18 protein-coding genes are annotated in these 19,266 nt (G+C 35.4%); 10 read left to right on the top strand and 8 right to left on the bottom strand.

Features of this window, described 5'->3' with window-relative positions; genetic code table 11:
* Nucleotides 1–69 precede the first annotated feature (69 nt).
* Together EKL95_RS10920 and tpiA are read left to right on the top strand one after the other, a co-directional pair.
* Entirely contained in the window at nucleotides 70–564 is a 495-nt protein-coding gene (locus tag EKL95_RS10920) for a TlpA family protein disulfide reductase (protein WP_126553605.1), read from the top strand.
* 86 nt (nucleotides 565–650) lie between these two features.
* Nucleotides 651–1,403 (top strand): triose-phosphate isomerase, encoded by a 753-nt coding sequence (gene tpiA / locus EKL95_RS10915; protein WP_126462964.1) that lies wholly within the window; start codon nucleotides 651–653, stop codon nucleotides 1,401–1,403.
* Between the two features lie 51 nt (nucleotides 1,404–1,454).
* Here the strand turns inward: tpiA and EKL95_RS10910 are convergent, their stop codons facing one another.
* Nucleotides 1,455–2,678 carry a porin gene (locus EKL95_RS10910; RefSeq protein WP_126562428.1) on the bottom strand — a complete coding sequence of 408 codons (1,224 nt, stop codon included), beginning with the start codon at nucleotides 2,676–2,678 and terminating at the stop codon, nucleotides 1,455–1,457.
* 95 nt (nucleotides 2,679–2,773) lie between these two features.
* Between EKL95_RS10910 and prmA the strand changes: the two genes are divergently transcribed.
* The 4 genes from prmA (at nucleotide 2,774) to EKL95_RS10890 (ending at nucleotide 5,968) form a co-directional block, all read left to right on the top strand.
* Nucleotides 2,774–3,607, top strand: a complete 834-nt coding sequence (prmA, locus tag EKL95_RS10905) for a 50S ribosomal protein L11 methyltransferase (RefSeq protein ID WP_126564219.1) — start codon at nucleotides 2,774–2,776, stop codon at nucleotides 3,605–3,607.
* Nucleotides 3,608–3,649: 42 nt separating this feature from the next.
* On the top strand, nucleotides 3,650–3,925 hold the full coding sequence (locus EKL95_RS10900) for an ATP-dependent Clp protease adaptor ClpS (protein WP_126564218.1): 276 nt from the start codon (nucleotides 3,650–3,652) through the stop codon (nucleotides 3,923–3,925).
* Nucleotides 3,926–4,017: 92 nt separating this feature from the next.
* Nucleotides 4,018–5,289, top strand: a complete 1,272-nt coding sequence (locus tag EKL95_RS10895; protein WP_126562431.1) for a sterol desaturase family protein — start codon at nucleotides 4,018–4,020, stop codon at nucleotides 5,287–5,289.
* Nucleotides 5,290–5,296: 7 nt separating this feature from the next.
* On the top strand, nucleotides 5,297–5,968 hold the full coding sequence (locus EKL95_RS10890) for a lysoplasmalogenase (RefSeq protein WP_126553597.1): 672 nt from the start codon (nucleotides 5,297–5,299) through the stop codon (nucleotides 5,966–5,968).
* A gap of 44 nt (nucleotides 5,969–6,012) precedes the next feature.
* Here the strand turns inward: EKL95_RS10890 and EKL95_RS10885 are convergent, their stop codons facing one another.
* Together EKL95_RS10885 and EKL95_RS10880 are read right to left on the bottom strand one after the other, a co-directional pair.
* Nucleotides 6,013–6,429, bottom strand: a complete 417-nt coding sequence (locus tag EKL95_RS10885; RefSeq protein WP_126553595.1) for a DUF6691 family protein — start codon at nucleotides 6,427–6,429, stop codon at nucleotides 6,013–6,015.
* A 37-nt stretch (nucleotides 6,430–6,466) separates the two neighbouring features.
* Nucleotides 6,467–7,027: a YeeE/YedE family protein gene (locus EKL95_RS10880; protein WP_126452492.1), complete on the bottom strand. Its 561-nt coding sequence runs from the start codon at nucleotides 7,025–7,027 to the stop codon at nucleotides 6,467–6,469.
* 192 nt (nucleotides 7,028–7,219) lie between these two features.
* On the opposite strand from EKL95_RS10880, the gene EKL95_RS10875 reads away from it, so the two are divergent.
* From EKL95_RS10875 to EKL95_RS10860, 4 genes are all read left to right on the top strand, one after another.
* Nucleotides 7,220–7,672 carry a 2-dehydro-3-deoxyphosphooctonate aldolase gene (locus EKL95_RS10875; RefSeq protein ID WP_126462977.1) on the top strand — a complete coding sequence of 151 codons (453 nt, stop codon included), beginning with the start codon at nucleotides 7,220–7,222 and terminating at the stop codon, nucleotides 7,670–7,672.
* Nucleotides 7,673–7,868: 196 nt separating this feature from the next.
* Entirely contained in the window at nucleotides 7,869–8,687 is an 819-nt protein-coding gene (kdsA, locus tag EKL95_RS10870; RefSeq protein ID WP_126564217.1) for a 3-deoxy-8-phosphooctulonate synthase, read from the top strand.
* 18 nt (nucleotides 8,688–8,705) lie between these two features.
* Entirely contained in the window at nucleotides 8,706–9,548 is an 843-nt protein-coding gene (locus EKL95_RS10865; RefSeq protein WP_126553591.1) for a hypothetical protein, read from the top strand.
* Between the two features lie 878 nt (nucleotides 9,549–10,426).
* Nucleotides 10,427–11,503 carry a PAS domain-containing sensor histidine kinase gene (locus EKL95_RS10860; RefSeq protein ID WP_233589417.1) on the top strand — a complete coding sequence of 359 codons (1,077 nt, stop codon included), beginning with the start codon at nucleotides 10,427–10,429 and terminating at the stop codon, nucleotides 11,501–11,503.
* 42 nt (nucleotides 11,504–11,545) lie between these two features.
* Here EKL95_RS10860 and EKL95_RS10855 read toward each other — a convergent pair whose 3' ends face one another.
* From EKL95_RS10855 to EKL95_RS10835, 5 genes are all read right to left on the bottom strand, one after another.
* Entirely contained in the window at nucleotides 11,546–12,925 is a 1,380-nt protein-coding gene (locus EKL95_RS10855) for a M28 family peptidase (protein WP_126564215.1), read from the bottom strand.
* Nucleotides 12,926–13,065: 140 nt separating this feature from the next.
* Nucleotides 13,066–15,162, bottom strand: a complete 2,097-nt coding sequence (locus EKL95_RS10850; protein WP_126564214.1) for a glycoside hydrolase family 97 protein — start codon at nucleotides 15,160–15,162, stop codon at nucleotides 13,066–13,068.
* A 141-nt stretch (nucleotides 15,163–15,303) separates the two neighbouring features.
* Nucleotides 15,304–17,604 carry a beta-glucosidase BglX gene (gene bglX / locus EKL95_RS10845; protein WP_126564213.1) on the bottom strand — a complete coding sequence of 767 codons (2,301 nt, stop codon included), beginning with the start codon at nucleotides 17,602–17,604 and terminating at the stop codon, nucleotides 15,304–15,306.
* Complete coding sequence (locus EKL95_RS15230) at nucleotides 17,594–17,854, bottom strand: hypothetical protein (RefSeq protein WP_233584073.1); 261 nt, start codon at nucleotides 17,852–17,854, stop codon at nucleotides 17,594–17,596. The genes bglX and EKL95_RS15230 overlap by 11 nt, the downstream gene beginning before the upstream one ends.
* Before the next feature lie 3 nt (nucleotides 17,855–17,857).
* Nucleotides 17,858–19,246 carry a glucoamylase family protein gene (locus EKL95_RS10835; protein ID WP_126462991.1) on the bottom strand — a complete coding sequence of 463 codons (1,389 nt, stop codon included), beginning with the start codon at nucleotides 19,244–19,246 and terminating at the stop codon, nucleotides 17,858–17,860.
* Between the last annotated feature and the right edge of the window lie 20 nt (nucleotides 19,247–19,266).

Raw genomic sequence — 19,266 nt, 5'->3', positions numbered from 1 at the left:
CAAAATATGGTATTCTGCACAACTCAATCCAATTGTTTGTTTTAACTTTGTTTAAAAAACAACTCTATAATGAAACAAATACTATTACTTCTAATATCTATTGTAACCTTTTCTTGCGCAAAAGAGGGAAAAACTGAATTTTCTAAAACGGCTTTGTCTGAAACCCTACTAGCCACTGACGGAAGTCAGGTTGCTTTTCAGGATGTTTTAAAAAAACACGAAGGCAAAACCATAGTAATTGAAGTTTGGGCTTCTTGGTGTGGGGATTGTGTCAAAGCAATGCCAAAAATCAAAGAATTACAAGTGAACAATCCTGATGTTGCTTATTTATTTATTTCAATGGACAAAACTGCCGATAAATGGAAAGTTGGAATTGAAAAACACGAATTGAAAGGAGATCATTTCATGGCAAATGACCAAATGGGAGGTGTATTTGCAAAAGCCATTGACCTAGATTGGATTCCAAGATATATCATTGTGGACAAAACCGGAAAAATTGCTTTATACCGCGCTATTGAAACTGATTTTGACACGATTAACGAGACTTTAGAAAATTTAAAATAAAGCATTCAAACACCATTTGAGATGCAGTTCTTATCATTTGAAAAACTTCAAAAAACGAAACCAAAAACTAAATATAACACGACAAAATGAGAAAGAAGATTGTTGCAGGAAACTGGAAAATGCATAAAAATGCAGAGCAAACAGAAGATTTATTAAATGAATTAATAGCAAAAATCCCTACAGATACTGCTGTGCAAATAATTGTAGCGCCAACATTTGTAAACCTGGCTTCTGCTGTAGATCATTTAGAATTTACCAATATAGATGTTGCTGCACAAAACGTTCATCAAGCAGAAAGCGGTGCTTTCACGGGTGAAATTTCGGCAGATATGTTAAAAAGTGTAGGTGTAGACATTGTCATTTTAGGACACTCCGAACGCAGAGCCATTTTTCAGGAAACAGATGCTTTAATTGCGAATAAAGTAAATACGGCTTTGGAACATGACATAAGAGTTATTTTTTGTTTTGGTGAAGAATTAAAAGACCGCCAATCAAAAAATCATTTTAATGTAGTTGAAAACCAATTGCGAGATGGTTTATTTCATATTGAGGCTAAAGACTGGGACAGTATCGTTTTAGCCTATGAGCCAGTTTGGGCAATAGGAACAGGAGAAACAGCTTCTCCGGAGCAAGCACAGGAAATGCATGAATTTATAAGAGAAACCGTTCGTAAAGCTTTTGGAAGCGATATTGCTGAAAACGTATCTATCCTATATGGAGGAAGCGTGAAACCGGATAATGCTAAAGAAATTTTCTCAAAACCAGATGTAGATGGAGGCCTCATTGGGGGTGCCGCACTAAAAGCTGATGATTTTGTAGCAATTGTAAAGGCTATCTAAATTTCAATTTTAAACGTCATAAAAAAGCGGTGATTCATTTTACCGTTTTTTTTATATTCCTATTTCAACCTGAAAACGCAGGTGCCAGTTGTTCTTTGTATTACCGTCAAAATAATGTAGGGTATCAAAAGTCAATTCCGTTTGCAATTTAAAAGTGTGTTCCCAAATATATTTCGTCAAACCAATGGTATACTGTTTTGTGTTTGGTGCTAAAAGCTTAATGTCCTCGCCCACTTTTTGAGTAGAATACCGTCCGATAATCTCATAATTTGATAACAAATTATAACTCAATTGATGATCAAATCCGTTACCAACGTAAGCAAAATTAGATTGTGAAATATCATCCGGATTTATTGTAACTGCATTTCTTGGAGTAATTCTGGACATATAACTTGACATAGCGGCCCATCCGTTGTATTTAATCAAAACATCAAGCATCACTGATTTCATAGTGCGAGCTTCAAATAAATCATTTCCTAATTGACCTTGGGTTCTTTTGGCATGATTATTTTGCTGAAAAGCACCCGAAAGCATTAATTTCGGCTTTTTTTCTCTTACAATATCCCCTTCAAAATAGGTTCCGTCTCTTGAAAATGCCCCAAACGGTAACAACTCTACCTTCCCTGTTAAGGCAACACCTTCATCTGTATTCCCCGTGATATTTCGACCTTCTCCTGTTGAAATAGCTGTTTTGAAATTATAGGAAAATTTATCCCGAAATTCATTCATATTGTGAACTTGAAAACCAAAATCCCTGTCAATTGTAAATCTGGCATTGTTAATCGATCGGTCCGTTAACTGTAATCCGCCTGAAGAATTCACACGTTGGCGATTTCCTGGTAATTTTGTTTGTCCAAAACTGATATTCCAGTGTCTATTAGGTCTGTAAAAAACAACTGCATCTCTGATAATATTTATGTTCTCACCTTCTCTAATTTCACCAACATCGCCCGGAGCAAATGACAATTGAACTGCATATAAAAATTTTGGATTTCCCACATATCCGTCAAATCGCAAACGTAATCTTCGGATTTGTCCGTCATATCCCCTTTTTTCATCTTCATTTTCAATATAAGTCACCCTATTTTGCATTCGGAACCGAATATTCAATTGGTATAAACTATCCGGAGAAGTGATTCCAATTCCTTTACCAAAACTATAGTACGGAAGCGCCGATAATCTTAAGTCATTATCTTGTTTGCTTTGCTTGATATTCACCTGCGCATTGCTGGAAATGCAACTTACAAAGATCCAAAATAAAATTATTTTTTTCATGGTGTACTACTGTGTTTTGGGTACAAATGTAAAATAAAATTTGATTTACAAATACTCTTTAATATGCGATTGTTACCTTTGCAAAAAAAACAAGCATGTCAAATATTTATATAGCGTACCATTTTACTATTGAACCTAAAGAATTGGGGTCTGAAATCTTAATCGCGGAATTGGGAGAAAGAGCTTTTGAGAGTTTTACAGAAACTGAAACCGGGATTTCAGCTTTTGTGCAAAAGGATTTATGGAATGAAACCATCTTAGCGGATATCCATATTTTACAATCCGAAGAATTTACGATTGATTATACATTTGAAGAAATCGAACAAGTCAACTGGAATGAGGAATGGGAAAAGAATTTTGAAGCCATTGATGTCGACGGAAACTGTCATGTACGAGCACCATTCCATCCAAAAACAGATGCCGAATTTGATATTATAATTGAACCAAAAATGAGTTTTGGAACAGGGCACCATGAGACCACTCACATGATGATTCAACATTTATTAGAAATAGATGTAACCGGGATGAAAACGCTCGATATGGGATGTGGGACAGCAATATTAGCAATTCTTGCCGAAATGAAAGGAGCGCAACCAATTGATGCTATTGATATTGACAATTGGTGTTACTTGAATTCTATAGAAAATGCAGCACGTAATAACTGCAAACACATTACCGTTTACGAAGGGGAAGCCTCTTTATTAGAAGGTAAAAAATACGATTTGATTATAGCCAACATCAATAGGAATATTTTGTTGAACGATATACAGAGTTATGTAGACAGTTTAAACCCTAATGGAACGCTACTTTTAAGCGGTTTCTATCAGGAAGACATTCCATTTATAGACACTTCTTGTACCGAAAAAGGACTAACTTATGTTAAAAAATTTGAAAGAAACAATTGGGTATCTTTAAAATATGTAAATTAGTATTATTTTTTTATTAATTACGAAAGTACAAAAACCTACAAAATGAGTACTAAAGAAAAAGTAAGAGAAAGAGTCCTAGTCAAAGAAGCCACCCGACTGGACAGCGAAATCATCGTTTACAATGACGATGTAAATACATTTGACCATGTCATTGACACCTTAATTCGCGTATGCAATCACACACCGGAACAAGCAGAACAATGTTCATTAATCGTACATTATAACGGAAAATGTACTGTAAAAACAGGACCTTACGACAAATTAAAACCACAATGCACGCAATTATTAGAAGCAGGATTAAATGCAGAAATAATTTAAGAATAATAAAAATTCCCTTTGACAAATAAATTACTGTGAATAATTAAAAAACATTCTCTTTTATTCTATATTTGAATAAAAAAAGTGTTCTTATGGAAGAATATGGTAAAATTTTAGTTTTTGTAATGCCCATTTTTTTGATATTAATTAGCATCGAAAAAATTTATGGGCATTACAAAGGGGAAGATACCGCACCTAATATGGATGCTGTTTCAAGCGTGAGCTCTGGAATGGTCAACTCCCTAAAAGATGTTTTAGGACTTAGTATCACACTGGTTTCTTACGATTGGATCGTATCTAAAATAGCTTTATTCAATCTTGAAGCTACCTTTTTAACCTATTTTATTGGATTTATAGCTATTGATTTTTATGGCTATTGGAGTCATCGTTTGTCGCATCAAATTAACTTTTTATGGAACAAACATGCTATACATCATAGCAGTGAAGAATTCAATTTGGCCTGTGCCCTACGCCAGCCCGTTTCCAGTTTTGTAAATCTGTTTACCTTTTTATTGATTCCAGCCGCACTTTTAGGAGTTCCCTCCAAAGTGATTGCGATAACCTTACCAATTCATTTATTCCTTCAATTTTGGTACCATACTAAGCACATCAAGAAAATTGGTTTTCTGGAAAGGATATTGGTTTCACCATCCCATCATAGGGTGCATCATGCCATCAATCCAGAATACATGGACAAGAACCATTCGCAAATATTCATCATTTGGGATAAATTGTTTGGTACTTTTCAAGCGGAATTAGAAAGCGTTCCACCTGTTTTTGGAATCACAAGACCAGCCAGAACCTGGAATCCGATCCGGATAAATTTTCAGCATTTATGGCTATTGATTACAGATGCTTGGCGCGCCGAAAACTGGAAAGATAAGTTTATCATTTGGTTTAAACCAACAGGCTGGCGTCCGGAAAATTTTGAAGAAAAATATCCCGTTGTCAAAATTACCAATGTATATGATTTTGAAAAATACGGCGTTCAACATTCTAAAAAACTAATGTACTGGTCCTTATTTCAAGCAATTATAACGTTGTTACTTATTAGTTATATGTATAATTCTATCGTGGTGATAGGGTTGCCAAATGTATTTATTTACGGCGCATTCATCTTCCTGACCGTTTACAGTTACACGGAATTAATGGATACCCGCAAAATTTCCATCTTCTGGGAAAGTATCCGTTTTGTTTTTGGAATTGGACTAATTTTCTATTTTGGCGATTGGTTTGGAATGAATCAACTTTTTCCTTTTGCGAGTTATATTATTGGTGGTTATCTCCTTTTATCCTTGGCAGTAACGGTATATTTTGTCAGCACTAATTTTGAAAAAGATGCCATGATTACCGTTCAATCTTAAAAAAAATATGAAACACAACATTAAAGTAAAGAGTTTTATTGGGTTTAGTCTTGTTTATCTATTGCTAATTCTTTTTGGTTGGGAAACTATAGCTTGGTTTTTGAAACCATTTTTATTGCCGTTTTTAATTCTGACAGTTTATTTACACGAAAGATTTAGTACTAAAAAAGTTCTTATAACTGCTTTGACTTTGTCGTGGATAGGGGACATTATTTTGATGTTTGCTGACAAAGGAGAGTTGTATTTTATTGCAGGGCTGATTGCCTTTCTACTTTCGCACATTTCGTATATCATACTATTTAACAAACAATTGAAAATTTATTTAAAGAATAGTAAAATTATTTTCTGGGTAGGAGTTACAGTAATCGTAGTTTATTTAATCGTAATGATGTTGCTTTTATTGCCAAGTTTAGGGGACTTAAAAATTCCTGTTCTATTATATGCCCTTACTATTTCAATTATGTTGTTATTTGCGCTCAAGGGTTTTTTAAACTGGCAAAAACCTGCCAACAGCTATATATTAATTGGCGCTACTGTTTTTGTAGCTTCAGATAGTCTTTTGGCCTTTGATAAATTCTATGCGCCATTGCAATACAGCTCCTTTCTGATTATGGCAACCTATTTACTTGCGCAATATTTGATTGTTTCCGGCATTTTAAAATTAAACAAAAAAAAATAGCATTCCCACAAGAGAATGCTATTTTGATGTCAAGTGTTTTTCGATTAATGAGGTAATTTATTTTTCAATAGTCCATATAGATAGGTCCCGAAAAGAGACCCGAAAAGCACTATCAAAATGGTCCAAAAACCAGCCCCAAGCAAGATGAATATTGGTCCCGGACAAGAACCTACCAATGCCCAACCCAATCCAAAAAACAATCCGCCAATCCAGTATCTGGCAGAGCCTTTTTCTTTATCCGGAATTTCTATAGATTCTCCCTTGATGTCTTTTATATTGTTTCGTTTAATGATTTGAATGCCAATAATTCCCGTCAAGATAGCCACCGAAATAATTCCGTACATGTGAAACGACTGAAATTGAAACATTTCATAAATGCGATACCAGGAAACGGCTTCAGATTTAGTCAAAACAATTCCGAAAACAAATCCAACCAATAGATATTTTAGTATATTTTTCATTCTTTTTATTTTATATTATGAGTCAATGATTGCTTATCTACTTTACAATTAATGGCAATAAAAAATGCGCCATTATCAATCCACCAATGAAGAATCCAATTACGGCTTTCAACGAAGGAATTTGTAAATTACTCAAGCCTGAAATGGCATGTCCGGAAGTACAACCTCCTGCATAACGAGAGCCAAAACCTACCAAAACACCACCAATAAGCAGTATAAAAATATGCTTTGGGGATTCTAAAATGGAGATTCCAAAAAGCGCATCCGGCATTAATTTTCCGTTTGGGGCATCGATACCAAGTTGTGCTAATTGTTCAATTGTTTTGGGATTAATAGTTACATTTGAAGCATCACTCATAAAATGAACGGCAACAAAACCACCTAACATTGCGCCAAGAACAACCACTAAATTCCAGCGTTGTGCTTTCCAGTCAAAATCAAAAAAAGAAACTCGTTTTCCTAAACCAGCCATCGAACAAAGCGAACGCAAATTAGAAGACATTCCAAAAGACTTTCCGAAATAAATAAGTGCCAGCATAATCAAGCCGATCAAAAAACCGGAAACAGACCAAGACCAGGTTTTAAAAATAATATCCATATTGTTTTTTTGTACAAAGATAAGAAGCATTTTACGAGATTTTAAGACAAATGTTATATTCCACAATAGACACTTGTAAATTATTCAGGGAACTCGCAATAAGGTCTGAAGTTCTGGTTATATTTGTCTCGAAGTACTTCCTTGCAATTAAAAGTGCCGTTTAAATTTTGACATTATAAATCTACCTTAAATATGAAAAAATCGATCCTTTTTATTGCTTTGCTAATAGGTACTACTTCTTGTATAAGTACACAATCTACTTTGAAAAACACGGACGATAATGCTCCCGATTTATTGCTCTCACAAGACTATACTTTTGTGATTACTCAGTACAGTACAAACAAAAAATATGGATATGATAAGGATTATCCCATCAATATATTCTTTAATAACACTAAAAACGAAACGATCAACCAAGAACGGTTTTTGAACGCATTAGCGGGACCAAATGGTGAAAAAATAACGTATACCAAACAAGAAAGTTGCTGTCCGTTTCCAACCAAAAGAAGTGACATGGGTGCTGGATTTCTGGACATTTATGAATTAAAATGGAACGGTCAGAAAGAACCGCTACTACTCTACCTGAACATCTATGAAAAAGGAATATTGATGGTTCCGGTGGGACTTACATTGAAAAAAAAATAGTTTTTAAAATCCCAAAAGTCCCTATAAACCAAATCCTTAGCCCTGATGGAAGTGAAAATCCTCCCGTTTTTCAGGGAGATTGCAACGTACAGCAGGAAAAAGCTCCCAAAAAAAAGTTAATGCGATAAATTAATTGGAAAACGTAAATTGGAAATCGTAAATCATAACTACCTTTGCACCTTTAAAAAATCATACTATGAACTTACAACATATTCCACAAATCAAATATACTGGTAGTGGCAATTTCTTTTTGTTAGCTGGGCCTTGCGCCATTGAGGGGGAAGAAATGGCGATGCGAATTGCCGAAAAACTAGTTGGTATTACTGATAATTTACAAATTCCTTTCGTTTTCAAAGGTTCCTTCAAGAAAGCAAACCGATCTAGAATTGACAGTTTTTCAGGAATCGGTGACGAAAAAGCATTGAAAATCCTCAGAAAAGTTTCGGAAACATTTAAAGTTCCTACCGTTACGGATATTCATACAAATGAAGATGCGGATATGGCTTCTCAATATGTTGATGTATTGCAAATTCCAGCTTTTTTAGTGCGTCAAACGGATTTAGTAATGGCTGCTGCCAATACCGGAAAAGTAGTCAACTTGAAAAAAGGACAATTCATGAGTCCGGAAAGCATGAAACATGCGGTTCAAAAAGTATTGGATTGTAACAATGAAAAAGTGATGATTACCGATAGAGGAACGATGTTTGGCTACCAGGACATGATTGTTGATTTTAGAGGAATTCCTACAATGCAACAATATGCTACAACTGTTCTTGATGTGACGCACTCACTACAGCAACCCAACCAAACGGTTGGTGTAACTGGTGGAAGACCTGATATGATTGAAACCATTGCCAAAGCTGGTATTGCTGTAGGCGTAGATGGAATCTTTATAGAAACCCATTTTGATCCTGCCAATGCAAAAAGCGATGGTGCTAATATGTTGCATTTGGATTATTTTGAATCCTTAATGACCAAGTTAGTTGCCATCAGAAAAACAATACACACATTTTAAATTTAGGCACCATATATATTGAAATATCTTTTATATTACGCATCCCTTATTATTTTATTTACCAATAGTATAATTGCACAGGAAATTACAGAAATTCAAACTAAATATACAACTCATAACAAAGGAAAATTTTTTATCTCATGGGGAGGAAACAGAGATACTTACTCCAAGTCGGACATAACCTTTCGAGGTAAAGATTACAATTTTACCTTAGAAAATGTCCAAGCGCAGGACAAACCAAAAGGGTGGCATGTAGATTATATCAATCCAGCAAAAATGACTATTCCTCAAACTAATTTCAGAATGGGGTATTTCATAAGTGACCACTACAGCGTTGCTATAGGTGTAGATCACATGAAATATGTAATGCTACAAGACAAGGCGGTAACGATCAATGGGCATTATCCCAATCCGGGATCTTATGATGAGCTATTAGCCAATAATCAAGTTCTTTTGACAGCAAAATTTCTCAAATATGAACATACCGATGGTTTAAATTATGTGAATACTGAGTTTTCTCGACATGATGATATCTCGTCATTATTCAAAATTAGAAATACGGATAAAATTCAAGTTAATTTAACCGAAGGAGTTGGTTTTGGTCTCTTATATCCAAAAACTAACACCACTTTATTAGGAAAAGATCGTCATGATGATTTTCATGTTTCAGGGTATGGAACTTCTTTGAAAGCAGGATTGAATGTTACTTTTTTTAAACATTTTTATATCCAAGGAGAACTCAAAGGAGGGTATATTAACATGCAAGACATTCGAACTACACAAAGCACCGAAGACAGTGCTTCACAAGATTTTTTCTTTTTTCAGAGAATTATTGCTGTAGGAGGAATATTCAAAATATAAATACTTTACACACAATAAAAAAACGAGGCTGTCTGGATATGACAGCCTTCTTTTGTTTACCAAAATTTTATTTGAATGATCGTGATGTGTTTTGATTTAATTGAAATTGTTTAGCGTATTTCTTTAATTATAAGCCGTTGGGTGCAATTATTCAAAACGTCAGTTCGAGTGTTTTTTGTGTAGTAAAACGGAACAAAACTTCTCAATACGCTTCGCACTCGAAGTGACGTGTATCGAGAACCGTTTTTAATACTAATTTTCTAGTTCTCGATATAATCCCGCCCAAAAGCGGGATCACTCGAACTGACGAAAATTATCATCAAATATTAATTGCACCCAACGGGTTAATTATAACATATTATTAGCTAAATGTGGTGTACTATTTTCTTCCATAATAATAAAAATTTTATCTATCCAAAACTTGAATAGTAAATACCCTTCAAACTTAATTAAAATCACGTAAAAACACCTATAGCCAGACTAATTACTATTTCTAAATTTGCATGTATAACCTAATTTACATTAAATGAAAAATTCAGCACTAAATTCAGAGGAAAACACTAACCATTTTAATTTTAAAACTATTTTAAAAAAAATTGGATTTTATTTGTTAATTGTGCTTGTTTTTTTACACTTTAAGTTTTAATTATTTTCTTTTATGATGCTAAGTCGAGACCAGGAGACACCACAACCAATTGTTTCAAAAAATTATTATGCCGCTTTATCAGAAGAAATTATATCAACTGCAAAATTAGGAAAGATATGACTTTTCTTATAATATAATTTTTTATATCAGACAACAAAAATCAAAAAGAGTCTGGACACTGATGCTTTAAAAAAAACTTTTTAGATTAATAAATATAATGAATGTAACAAAGATGAATACTGATTCACATGGGGCATATAACTTTGATAATTTTTTTAATATATCTGCTGATTTTATATGTATTGCGGGATTTGACGGCTATTTTAGAAGAATAAATCCGGCTGTTTCAAAATTATTAGGATTTTCAGAAGAGGAATTGTATGCTAGACCCATCAGTAGTTTTGTGTATGCATCTGACCTTAAAATTACTATTGAAACCAGAGAAAAAGTATATAAAAACAAGCCTCTTTTGAATTTTGAAAATCGGTATTTAACAAAAACCGGGGAAATTATATGGCTGTCCTGGACATCGATGCCTGTCGAGTCCGAAAGATTAGTGTATGCGATTGCCAAAAACATTACCCATAAAAAAAGAATCGAAGAAGAACGCAATTTACTTCTTGCCAATCTTACCCAAATTAATAAGGAGCTCACGGTTTTGTCACATAAAACATCCCATGATTTAAAGTCTCCCATTAACAATATGCTTTCGGTCTTCAGTTTGATAGACAGTACTAAAATTCATGATCCGGAAACACTGGAATTGATCAGCACTCTTAAATTGACCAGTGAAAATTTAAAACAAACTTTAAACGATTCGATTGATGAATTAATTGATAATGAAAACATTAACACTCAAATAGAAAAAATAAACCTAAATGAAGCACTCAACGAAGTCTTGATCTCGATAAATTCTTTAGTCCAAGATTCAAAAGCAGAAATTAATATCGACTTTTCAGCTTTTGAAAATGTAACTTTTAACAAAGCGTACATCAAAAGTATTTTTTTAAATTTATTGACTAATTCGATTAAATATGCAAAACTACATCATGTACCAGTTATAACTATCCACTCAAAAAAAGTCAATGGAGTAAATCAATTAATTTTTTCTGATAATGGACTTGGTTTTGATATGGATAAAGTGCAGGATAAGATTTTTGGATTGTACGAAAAATTTCATAGCAATAGCGACAGTAACGGCATAGGACTCTATTTAGTTTATAATCACATTACGAGCTTAGGTGGCCGAATTGCGGTTGAGAGTAAAATAAATGAGGGCGCTAAATTCACTATTTCCTTCAAATATTGAAAAAAATAAAAATGATTTTAGCACCTTCAAATTAAAGTTTTTTTATTTTACTATACCATTCTGATCCACCAGATAAAGTAAGGAAGCCATAGCTGCAGCTCCCAGTTCTAACTCTCTTTTATTGACAGCATCAAAAGTGTCATTAGCGGCATGATGGTAATCAAAATAACGTTGTGAATCCGGTTGCAATCCCACCTTTACGATATGATTGGATTGCAGCGGACCAATATCAACACCGGAATGTCCTTTTACAAATTTGTGGATTAGGTATGGTTCAAATAACGTTGCCCAACTACTGATTTTGTTAAAATTTGCTTCATCAGCATCAATTGAAAATCCTCTTGGGGAAAATCCTCCCGAATCGCTTTCTAAAGCAAAAATATGGTTTTCATTATTTTTATTGGACTGTACTTCATATTCTTTGCCGCCTCGAACTCCGTTTTCTTCATTCATAAACAATACCACACGCAACGTATTTTTAGGTTTATACCCAATGTTTTTGAAGATATTTAATACCTCCATACTTTGAACACATCCAGCACCATCATCATGAGATCCGTCTCCTAAATCCCAGGAATCAAGGTGGCCGCCAACGACCATTATCCTTTCAGGATGTTCAGAACCCGTTATTTCACCAACCACATTGTAGGATAAAACATCATCAAATGTTTCACAAGATTGTTTGAAATAGAATAGCGAATTTGGATTTTGTTTTAAACTTTTGCTCAACAGTTCGGCTCCATTTGTACTAATGGCAGCAGCTGGAATTCGTTGTTCTTTGGAAATTTCTCCATAATTAGTTGCACCGGTATGCGGTAAATCATCCAATCGCAAATTCATGGATCTTACAATTACAGCTAAAGCGCCGAGTTTTCCAGCTTCTCTGGCTCCTGATGATCTTTGGTCAACACAACTCCCATAGGCTTTGAAAGTTTCGATAAATTCAGGATTCATCGCTCTGTTGAAGAAAATGATTTTTCCTTTTACTTTTGCTTCCCCTAATACGGTTAATTCTTCCAGGCTGTTTACTTCAATTATAGTTGCTTGTACTCCTTTTTTTGGAGTGGCCACTGAACCTCCCAGCGCGCAAATGGGGAAATTAATTTTTTGTTTTCCTACTTGTAAATATGCGATTTCTTTTTCGCCACGAACCCATTTTGGCACCATTACTTCCTGGAGATAGACTTTATCTAAACCCAGGGTTTCTAATTGTGCTTTGGTATACAAAACTGCTTTTTCAGCTCCTATAGAACCTGATAATCGGGATCCAATGGTATTGGATAAATGGTCCAGCCAAGGATAACATTTGGCATTGGTTAAGGATAATTTGTAAATTTCTTTTAACATTTGTTCCTCCTTAGCTTGCGCAAAAGCAGTAATTCCACCAAAGAAAAGTGCGGCTAAAACAATTGATTTTTTCATAATAAATTTGGGCTTTTTTGGGTATTCTTCTTTATAATTTTGGTTTTGGTTGCCGTCGCAATTTCGTAATTCTTACTGAATATTTTATGCTAGATTCAAAAAAAATCCTGCAAGTTATATTTTCTTGCAGGATATCCTATTTATTTTATTGGTTCAAAACTGATTGCCGTTCCACCTCCGGGAGCTAAATTCAATTTGATTTTTGATTTGCTGGTTACTGTTATCGTTCTTATTTTATAAGCGATAGGATTCTTTTTCCAATCGGCATCTTTAGCATCTTCATAAATGATGGCTTTGTATTTCATTCCTTTGGTCAGGAAATCTAATTTAATTTCTGATTTTCTGGCATTCTCATCTGTTATTGCACCCAAAAACCAGGTTTCCTTTCCTTTTGTTTTTCGAGCAACCGTAACGTAATCGCCTGGTTCAGCTTCTAAATACTTACTTTCATCCCAATCCGTTTCAACGTCTTTGACAAACTGAAAAGCATCCGGATATTTCTCGTAATTTTCTAATAAATCGGCCGCCATTTGCAACGGAGAATACATCGTTACATACAAAGCCAGTTGCTTGGCTAAAGTCGTGTGTACCTGCTCCGTTTTATTTTTATCATAATAACTCATTTTAATTTCAAATATGCCCGGTGTATAATCCATAGGTCCGCCCAGTTGTCTGGTAAACGGCAAAATAGTTTCATGCATAGGTGGATTTCCTACGCTCCAAGCATTGAATTCATTCCCGCGAGCCGCTTCGGCAGCGATATAATTAGGATATGTTCTTCCGTAACCGGTAGGTCTTGATGATTCGTGGGAATTAATCATAATCTTGTAATCCGCGGCACGTCTAACAACAAAATTGAAATGATTCACCATAGATTGCCCGTCATGAAATTCGCCACGCGGAATAATTTTACCCACATAACCGGTTTTTACCGCCGGATATTCGTATTTTTTCATCAAATCAAAAGCACGATCCAAGTGTCTTTCATAATTACTGACAGAACCCGATGTTTCATGATGCATGATCATCTGTACATTTTTTGCTTTGGCATAAGCCGAAATTGCAGCAATATCAAAATCCGGATACGGAGTGGTAAAATCAAAAACTTCCTCTTTCCAGTTTCCGTTCCAATCTTCCCAACCTACATTCCAACCTTCAACAAGTACCCCACCGAAACCATTTTTTGCGGCAAAATCAATGTATCTTTTCGTGTTTTCCGTGGTAGCGCCATGTTTTCCTGAAGCTTTTGGGGCATCTGCAAAATTAGTGGCATTTTGAGAACCAGCATAATCCCAAGTTGATTTCCCAACATGCATTTCCCACCAAATTCCAACATATTTCATAGGTTTGATCCAAGACGTATCGTCTAATTTTGACGGTTCATTGAGGTTCAAAATCATTTTAGAAGCCACAATATCTCTGGCATCATCGCTAATCATGATTGTTCTCCAAGGTGACACACAGGGTGTTTGCAAATACGCTTTGTCACCAATAGCGTTAGGAACTAATTCGGCTTTCAATTTGTAATTTGTCACATCAGCATTCAGGTGCATGACCGGATAATTGACAACCGCAGCTTCAAAAATATTGAGATACAAACCTGATGGTGCTTTCATCATCAAAGGTGTTTGAACCATATATTTTCCCGGAATAGATTTTACTCCAATTCCATTATTCATATTGATTTTGCTGTTATCAATTTCAGAAAACTTAGTTTCATTGTATTCGTATTCATTACTGTCAAAATCTCCTGGAATCCAGAATACTTTATTATTTTCGGTCAAATTGAATTGCGTAACCTCATCCGAAATGATGAAATAATTCAACTCCGCTTGTCTTGGAAAATCGTATCTGAAAGCTACACCTTCATCAAAAACTCTAAAAATAATGTTAATTTTCACCTTAGTTTCCTTGTTAATCAGCGAAACATTAAGCTCATTATACTGATTTTGAATACTAGTTTGTTCCCCTAAAACGGGTTTCCAAGATTCGCTGAAACTTGAAGTTTTTGAAGTCAGAATTTCAAAATTAGTGTCGAGATCCGGTTTTTCCTTTAATTTTATGCCTAAAAGACTTTCTAAAACAACTGCTTTATTTTTGTAATTTACAGAATATGCCGGTTGACCATTTCCTGCTAATTTAAAATTTAGAGCTATAGTGCCAGATGGAGACTGAACGGTTTGGGCATGTCCAAAACTGAACATAAAGAGTAGAAAAAGAGAAAAGAAATATTTCATTTTGAATGATTTTTTGAATTGATAAAAGTAAATAAAATAGTCGTGTATCACAGTCTCACATGTAACAAATACCATTATTTTGTTTAAAAAAACCCTTCAGTACAAATACTGAAGGGCCGATCATAAATAAATAAACCAAATCTATTTAATCAACTCAAAACTAACTTTCCGGTCCGTGTTCGAATCTGTTCCTACAAAAACTTGAAAAGTTCCCGGTTCTGCAATAAACTTCAAATCCGAATTATAAAATTTCAATTCTTCTAGGGAAATTTCGAAAGTAACTGTTTGCTTTTCTCCTTTTTTAATTGCTATTTTTTGGAATCCTTTCAATTCTTTTAGCGGTCTTGTAACTGAACCTACTAAATCTCTTATATATAATTGAACGACTTCCTTACCATCAAAATTTCCGGTATTGGTGACATCAACAGTCACATTTAATTTCTCGATGAAACTCATTTTATCTGCTGATATCCTCAAATTCGAATACTCAAAAGTGGTGTAACTCAATCCAAATCCAAAAGGATATAAAGGTTCATTTCTTTCGTCGATATAATTCGATCTGAATTTTTCGAACTTCCCTTCTTTGTTCCCTAAAGGTCTTCCTGTATTTTTTTGGTTGTAATAAATAGGTACCTGCCCTACACTTCTAGGGAAAGTAGTAGTCAATTTTCCCGAAGGATTTTCATCGCCAAACAAAACATCAGCAATTGCACTGCCTGCTTCACTACCGGCAAACCAAGTATTCAAAATAGCAGGAACGGTTTCGTTTTCCTGAACCAAAACCAATGGACGGCCAGTAAATAAAACCAAAACCACCGGTTTTCCCGTTTTCAATAAGGCTTGTAATAAGTCTTTTTGCGCTTGTGGAATTTCTAAGTTCGTTCTGCTACTGCTTTCTCCGGACATTTCTGCTGATTCTCCAAGTGCGGCAACAATTACATCCGATTGATTCGCAATTTTCAAGGCTTCCTCCAATAATTCTTCGGTAGTTCTGTCATCGCGATGTAAGGTTTTGCCAAACATAGTTGCTTTTTCCTCGAAAGCGGCATCATAATCCAGATTGCTTCCTTTGGCGTAAAGCACTTTGGTCGAATTCCCAACCACTTCTTTGATTCCTGTCAAAAGTGAAATGGATTTATCCTGATTTGTGGCTACACTCCAGGTTCCAGCCATATTTTCTTTGGCATCAGCCAAGGGTCCGATTAAGGCAATCGTCCCAGACTTTTTCAAAGGAAGCAACTGATTTTGATTTTTTAATAAAACTAAAGATTGAGCAGCTGTTTTTCTGGCTTCGGCTCTGTTGCTTGCTGTAAAAATTTCCTTTTTTGCTCTTTTAGCATCTGTGTAACGATACGGATCATCAAACAATCCCAGATCATATTTGGCATTCAAAATAAGACGCACGGCGTTATCGATTTGTTCGACGCTAACTTTTCCTTCCTCCACTGATTTCTTTAGAGTCGTAAGGAAGCCTTCACCCACCATATCCATTTCAATCCCAGCATTTAATGCCAAGGCTGAAACCGTTTGCAAATCCCCCATTCCATGATCTATCATTTCCGGAATTCCTGTAAAATCAGTTACTACAAATCCTTTGAAACCCCATTGCTTACGCAACACATCAGTCATTAACCATTTGTTTCCGGTAGCAGGAATCCCGTCTACTTCGTTGAAAGAAGCCATTACAGAACCTACACCCGCATCAACAGCGGCTTTGTAAGGTGGAAAATAATCATTGTACATCCTGATTCGACTCATGTCAACCGTATTGTAATCACGTCCTGCTTCGGGCGCGCCGTATAAAGCAAAATGTTTGACACAAGCCAAAATGGTATTATTAAGGGACAAATCATCTCCCTGATACCCTTGGACCATTGCTTTTGCAATTTGGCTTCCCAAAAACGGATCTTCACCCGAACCTTCGGAAACTCTTCCCCAGCGAGGATCGCGGGAAATATCAACCATTGGGGAGAAAGTCCAGTTGATTCCATCAGCACTGGCTTCTTGTGCCGCAATTTGGGCACTTCTTTCTATCAGTTTCATATCCCATGTACAAGACAATCCAAGCGGAATAGGAAAGGTCGTTTCATACCCGTGAATGACGTCCATCCCAAAAAGCAACGGAATTTTCAATCGGCTTTTTTCGACCGAGATCTTTTGAACTTCATATATTTTTTGAACTGATTTGATGTTGAATAAACCACCCACTTTACCTTCTTCGATATTCTTCGCGACATTGGAACTGTTGGCCTGACCCGTGGTAATATCTCCCGAAGTAGGTAAATTTAATTGCCCTATTTTTTCTTCCAAAGTCATTTTAGAAAGTAACTCTGAAACGAATTCTGTTTTCGGTTTAATTTTAACGTTCTTTTTAGTTGTCTTTTTTTGGCTGTAGCCAAAAAGAGAAATTCCAAAAAGTAATATAATAAGTTTAATTTTCATTTTGTCTGTTTTTTGTTTGTTGGAACATCCAATCATAAATTTCTTGGTTGTCATACACGCGCGACCAACTGTCGTGGTTTGCATTATCAAAAATGGTTAATTCCACATTGGAGTTCTTTGGAATGTGCAAAACGTAATTTAGTTCGTAATTTTTAACGACTTCCGTTTTAATTTTCCCCCTCCTCTCAGTTTGAGAAAAAGAATTCCATGACATTAAAAAGGCGAGCATTAAAATTAGACCTTTCATCATTCTTTAAAAATTATATTTTGTAGAATTAAAGCCCAATTTTGTCAAACCTGGTTTAATTTCCGGAGCGTTCATAAATAATTTCCATAATAAACCGGAACGGTGATTTTCAATCATAGGTGCAATTGTACCTTGATCAATGGCTAAATATCTTGGCGTTACCCAGTTATAATGCGGGGAAAAGGCATCATAAGGCCCTGCTATTCCAACATATTCTGTTCTTTTTTCATCGTATAAATAATGAAGAAACTTCATGGACTCTACTGGTGTAAAAGGAAACGAAGACAGGGCAGCCGTAGGCGTAATTACCCCTAAATCATTGTTAGGCTGGTGTGCTGAATATCCTGTAGAACCATCACTGTTACGGGAATAACTAGCCGTTAATCCCCAACATTTATCTGAATAACCTTTCCATTGACGTGGATTAGCAATGCAATATTGATTGATGATTTTAGAATGATTTTGGGTCAATGCCCAATAATCGGCATATTGATCCTTCAATGTAGTGGGATCTAATCCTAAATAAGAATATTGCGCCCAGAACAAAGGCCCTACATTTCCTGAAGCTCCGTTATAATTGAAAATCACAGGAATTCCATATTGTGATCCTCCATTTGTAATGCCTCCATTTCTGGCCCAAGCCTGATGATAGGCCTGTTCCGAAATAGGATGCGTAGGCGAAGCAGCACCCAAAACATAGGTAATCAAACATTCGTTGTATCCTTCTAATTTAAAATTCATTTCCCAACCGTATTGCGGAGACCAATGCCAGTAAAGGGCGTTTTCTCCTTTGGTATACCAATCCCATTCTACTCCTTTCCAAAGTGCATCGGCTTTTGCAGCTAATTCTTTTTCTGAGGCAGAACCATTTTTAAAATATTCTCTGATGCTTAATAATCCTTGACAAAGGAAAGATGTCTCTACTAAATCACCTCCATTATCTTTTGTTCCAAATGGAATTACTTTTCCGGTTGAACCATCCATCCAATGGGGCCAAGCACCGTGAAAACGTTCTGCTTTTTCGAGAAAATTCATAGCAGTTGTAAGACGTGAAACTGCTTCTGACCGATTTACAAAACCGCGTTCAATACCTACTATTATTGACATTAACCCAAAACCGGAACCTCCCGTGGTGACAATATTAGCTTCAAAACCAGGATCATTGGTATAATACCGTTCTCTTGCCAGTTTAGAATTAGGCTCTGCATACTCCCAAAAATACTTGATGGCATCTTTTTGAACCTGATCCATAACCTCAATATCCGTCAAAGGAACTGTTGGAGTAACAGGAGTTGTTGGCAATGGAGTTCCAGTACCTCCGTTACTCTCCGGAGTTGAGGAAGAGCAGGAAATAAAAAAACTAATACAAAATAGTAAACTCAGGGAAATCTTCATTTTAATAAAAATAATAGGAT

The sequence above is a fragment of the Flavobacterium sp. LB2P53 genome (assembly GCF_003970305.1).
Lineage (GTDB): Bacteria > Bacteroidota > Bacteroidia > Flavobacteriales > Flavobacteriaceae > Flavobacterium.
Note: the sequence above shows the minus strand (reverse complement) of the source record. Positions and strands in the feature narration are given on the sequence as shown.

Excerpts from the sequence above, each read along its gene's own strand:
- EKL95_RS10920 (WP_126553605.1), top strand. The coding sequence starts at position 70 with ATGAAACAAATACTATTACTTCTAATATCTATTGTAACCTTTTCTTGC.
- tpiA (WP_126462964.1), top strand. The coding sequence starts at position 651 with ATGAGAAAGAAGATTGTTGCAGGAAACTGGAAAATGCATAAAAATGCA.
- EKL95_RS10910 (WP_126562428.1), bottom strand. The coding sequence starts at position 2,678 with ATGAAAAAAATAATTTTATTTTGGATCTTTGTAAGTTGCATTTCCAGC.
- prmA (WP_126564219.1), top strand. The coding sequence starts at position 2,774 with ATGTCAAATATTTATATAGCGTACCATTTTACTATTGAACCTAAAGAA.
- EKL95_RS10900 (WP_126564218.1), top strand. The coding sequence starts at position 3,650 with ATGAGTACTAAAGAAAAAGTAAGAGAAAGAGTCCTAGTCAAAGAAGCC.
- EKL95_RS10895 (WP_126562431.1), top strand. The coding sequence starts at position 4,018 with ATGGAAGAATATGGTAAAATTTTAGTTTTTGTAATGCCCATTTTTTTG.
- EKL95_RS10890 (WP_126553597.1), top strand. The coding sequence starts at position 5,297 with ATGAAACACAACATTAAAGTAAAGAGTTTTATTGGGTTTAGTCTTGTT.
- EKL95_RS10885 (WP_126553595.1), bottom strand. The coding sequence starts at position 6,429 with ATGAAAAATATACTAAAATATCTATTGGTTGGATTTGTTTTCGGAATT.
- EKL95_RS10880 (WP_126452492.1), bottom strand. The coding sequence starts at position 7,027 with ATGGATATTATTTTTAAAACCTGGTCTTGGTCTGTTTCCGGTTTTTTG.
- EKL95_RS10875 (WP_126462977.1), top strand. The coding sequence starts at position 7,220 with ATGAAAAAATCGATCCTTTTTATTGCTTTGCTAATAGGTACTACTTCT.
- kdsA (WP_126564217.1), top strand. The coding sequence starts at position 7,869 with ATGAACTTACAACATATTCCACAAATCAAATATACTGGTAGTGGCAAT.
- EKL95_RS10860 (WP_233589417.1), top strand. The coding sequence starts at position 10,427 with ATGAATACTGATTCACATGGGGCATATAACTTTGATAATTTTTTTAAT.
- EKL95_RS10855 (WP_126564215.1), bottom strand. The coding sequence starts at position 12,925 with ATGAAAAAATCAATTGTTTTAGCCGCACTTTTCTTTGGTGGAATTACT.
- EKL95_RS10850 (WP_126564214.1), bottom strand. The coding sequence starts at position 15,162 with ATGAAATATTTCTTTTCTCTTTTTCTACTCTTTATGTTCAGTTTTGGA.
- bglX (WP_126564213.1), bottom strand. The coding sequence starts at position 17,604 with ATGAAAATTAAACTTATTATATTACTTTTTGGAATTTCTCTTTTTGGC.
- EKL95_RS15230 (WP_233584073.1), bottom strand. The coding sequence starts at position 17,854 with ATGATGAAAGGTCTAATTTTAATGCTCGCCTTTTTAATGTCATGGAAT.
- EKL95_RS10835 (WP_126462991.1), bottom strand. The coding sequence starts at position 19,246 with ATGAAGATTTCCCTGAGTTTACTATTTTGTATTAGTTTTTTTATTTCC.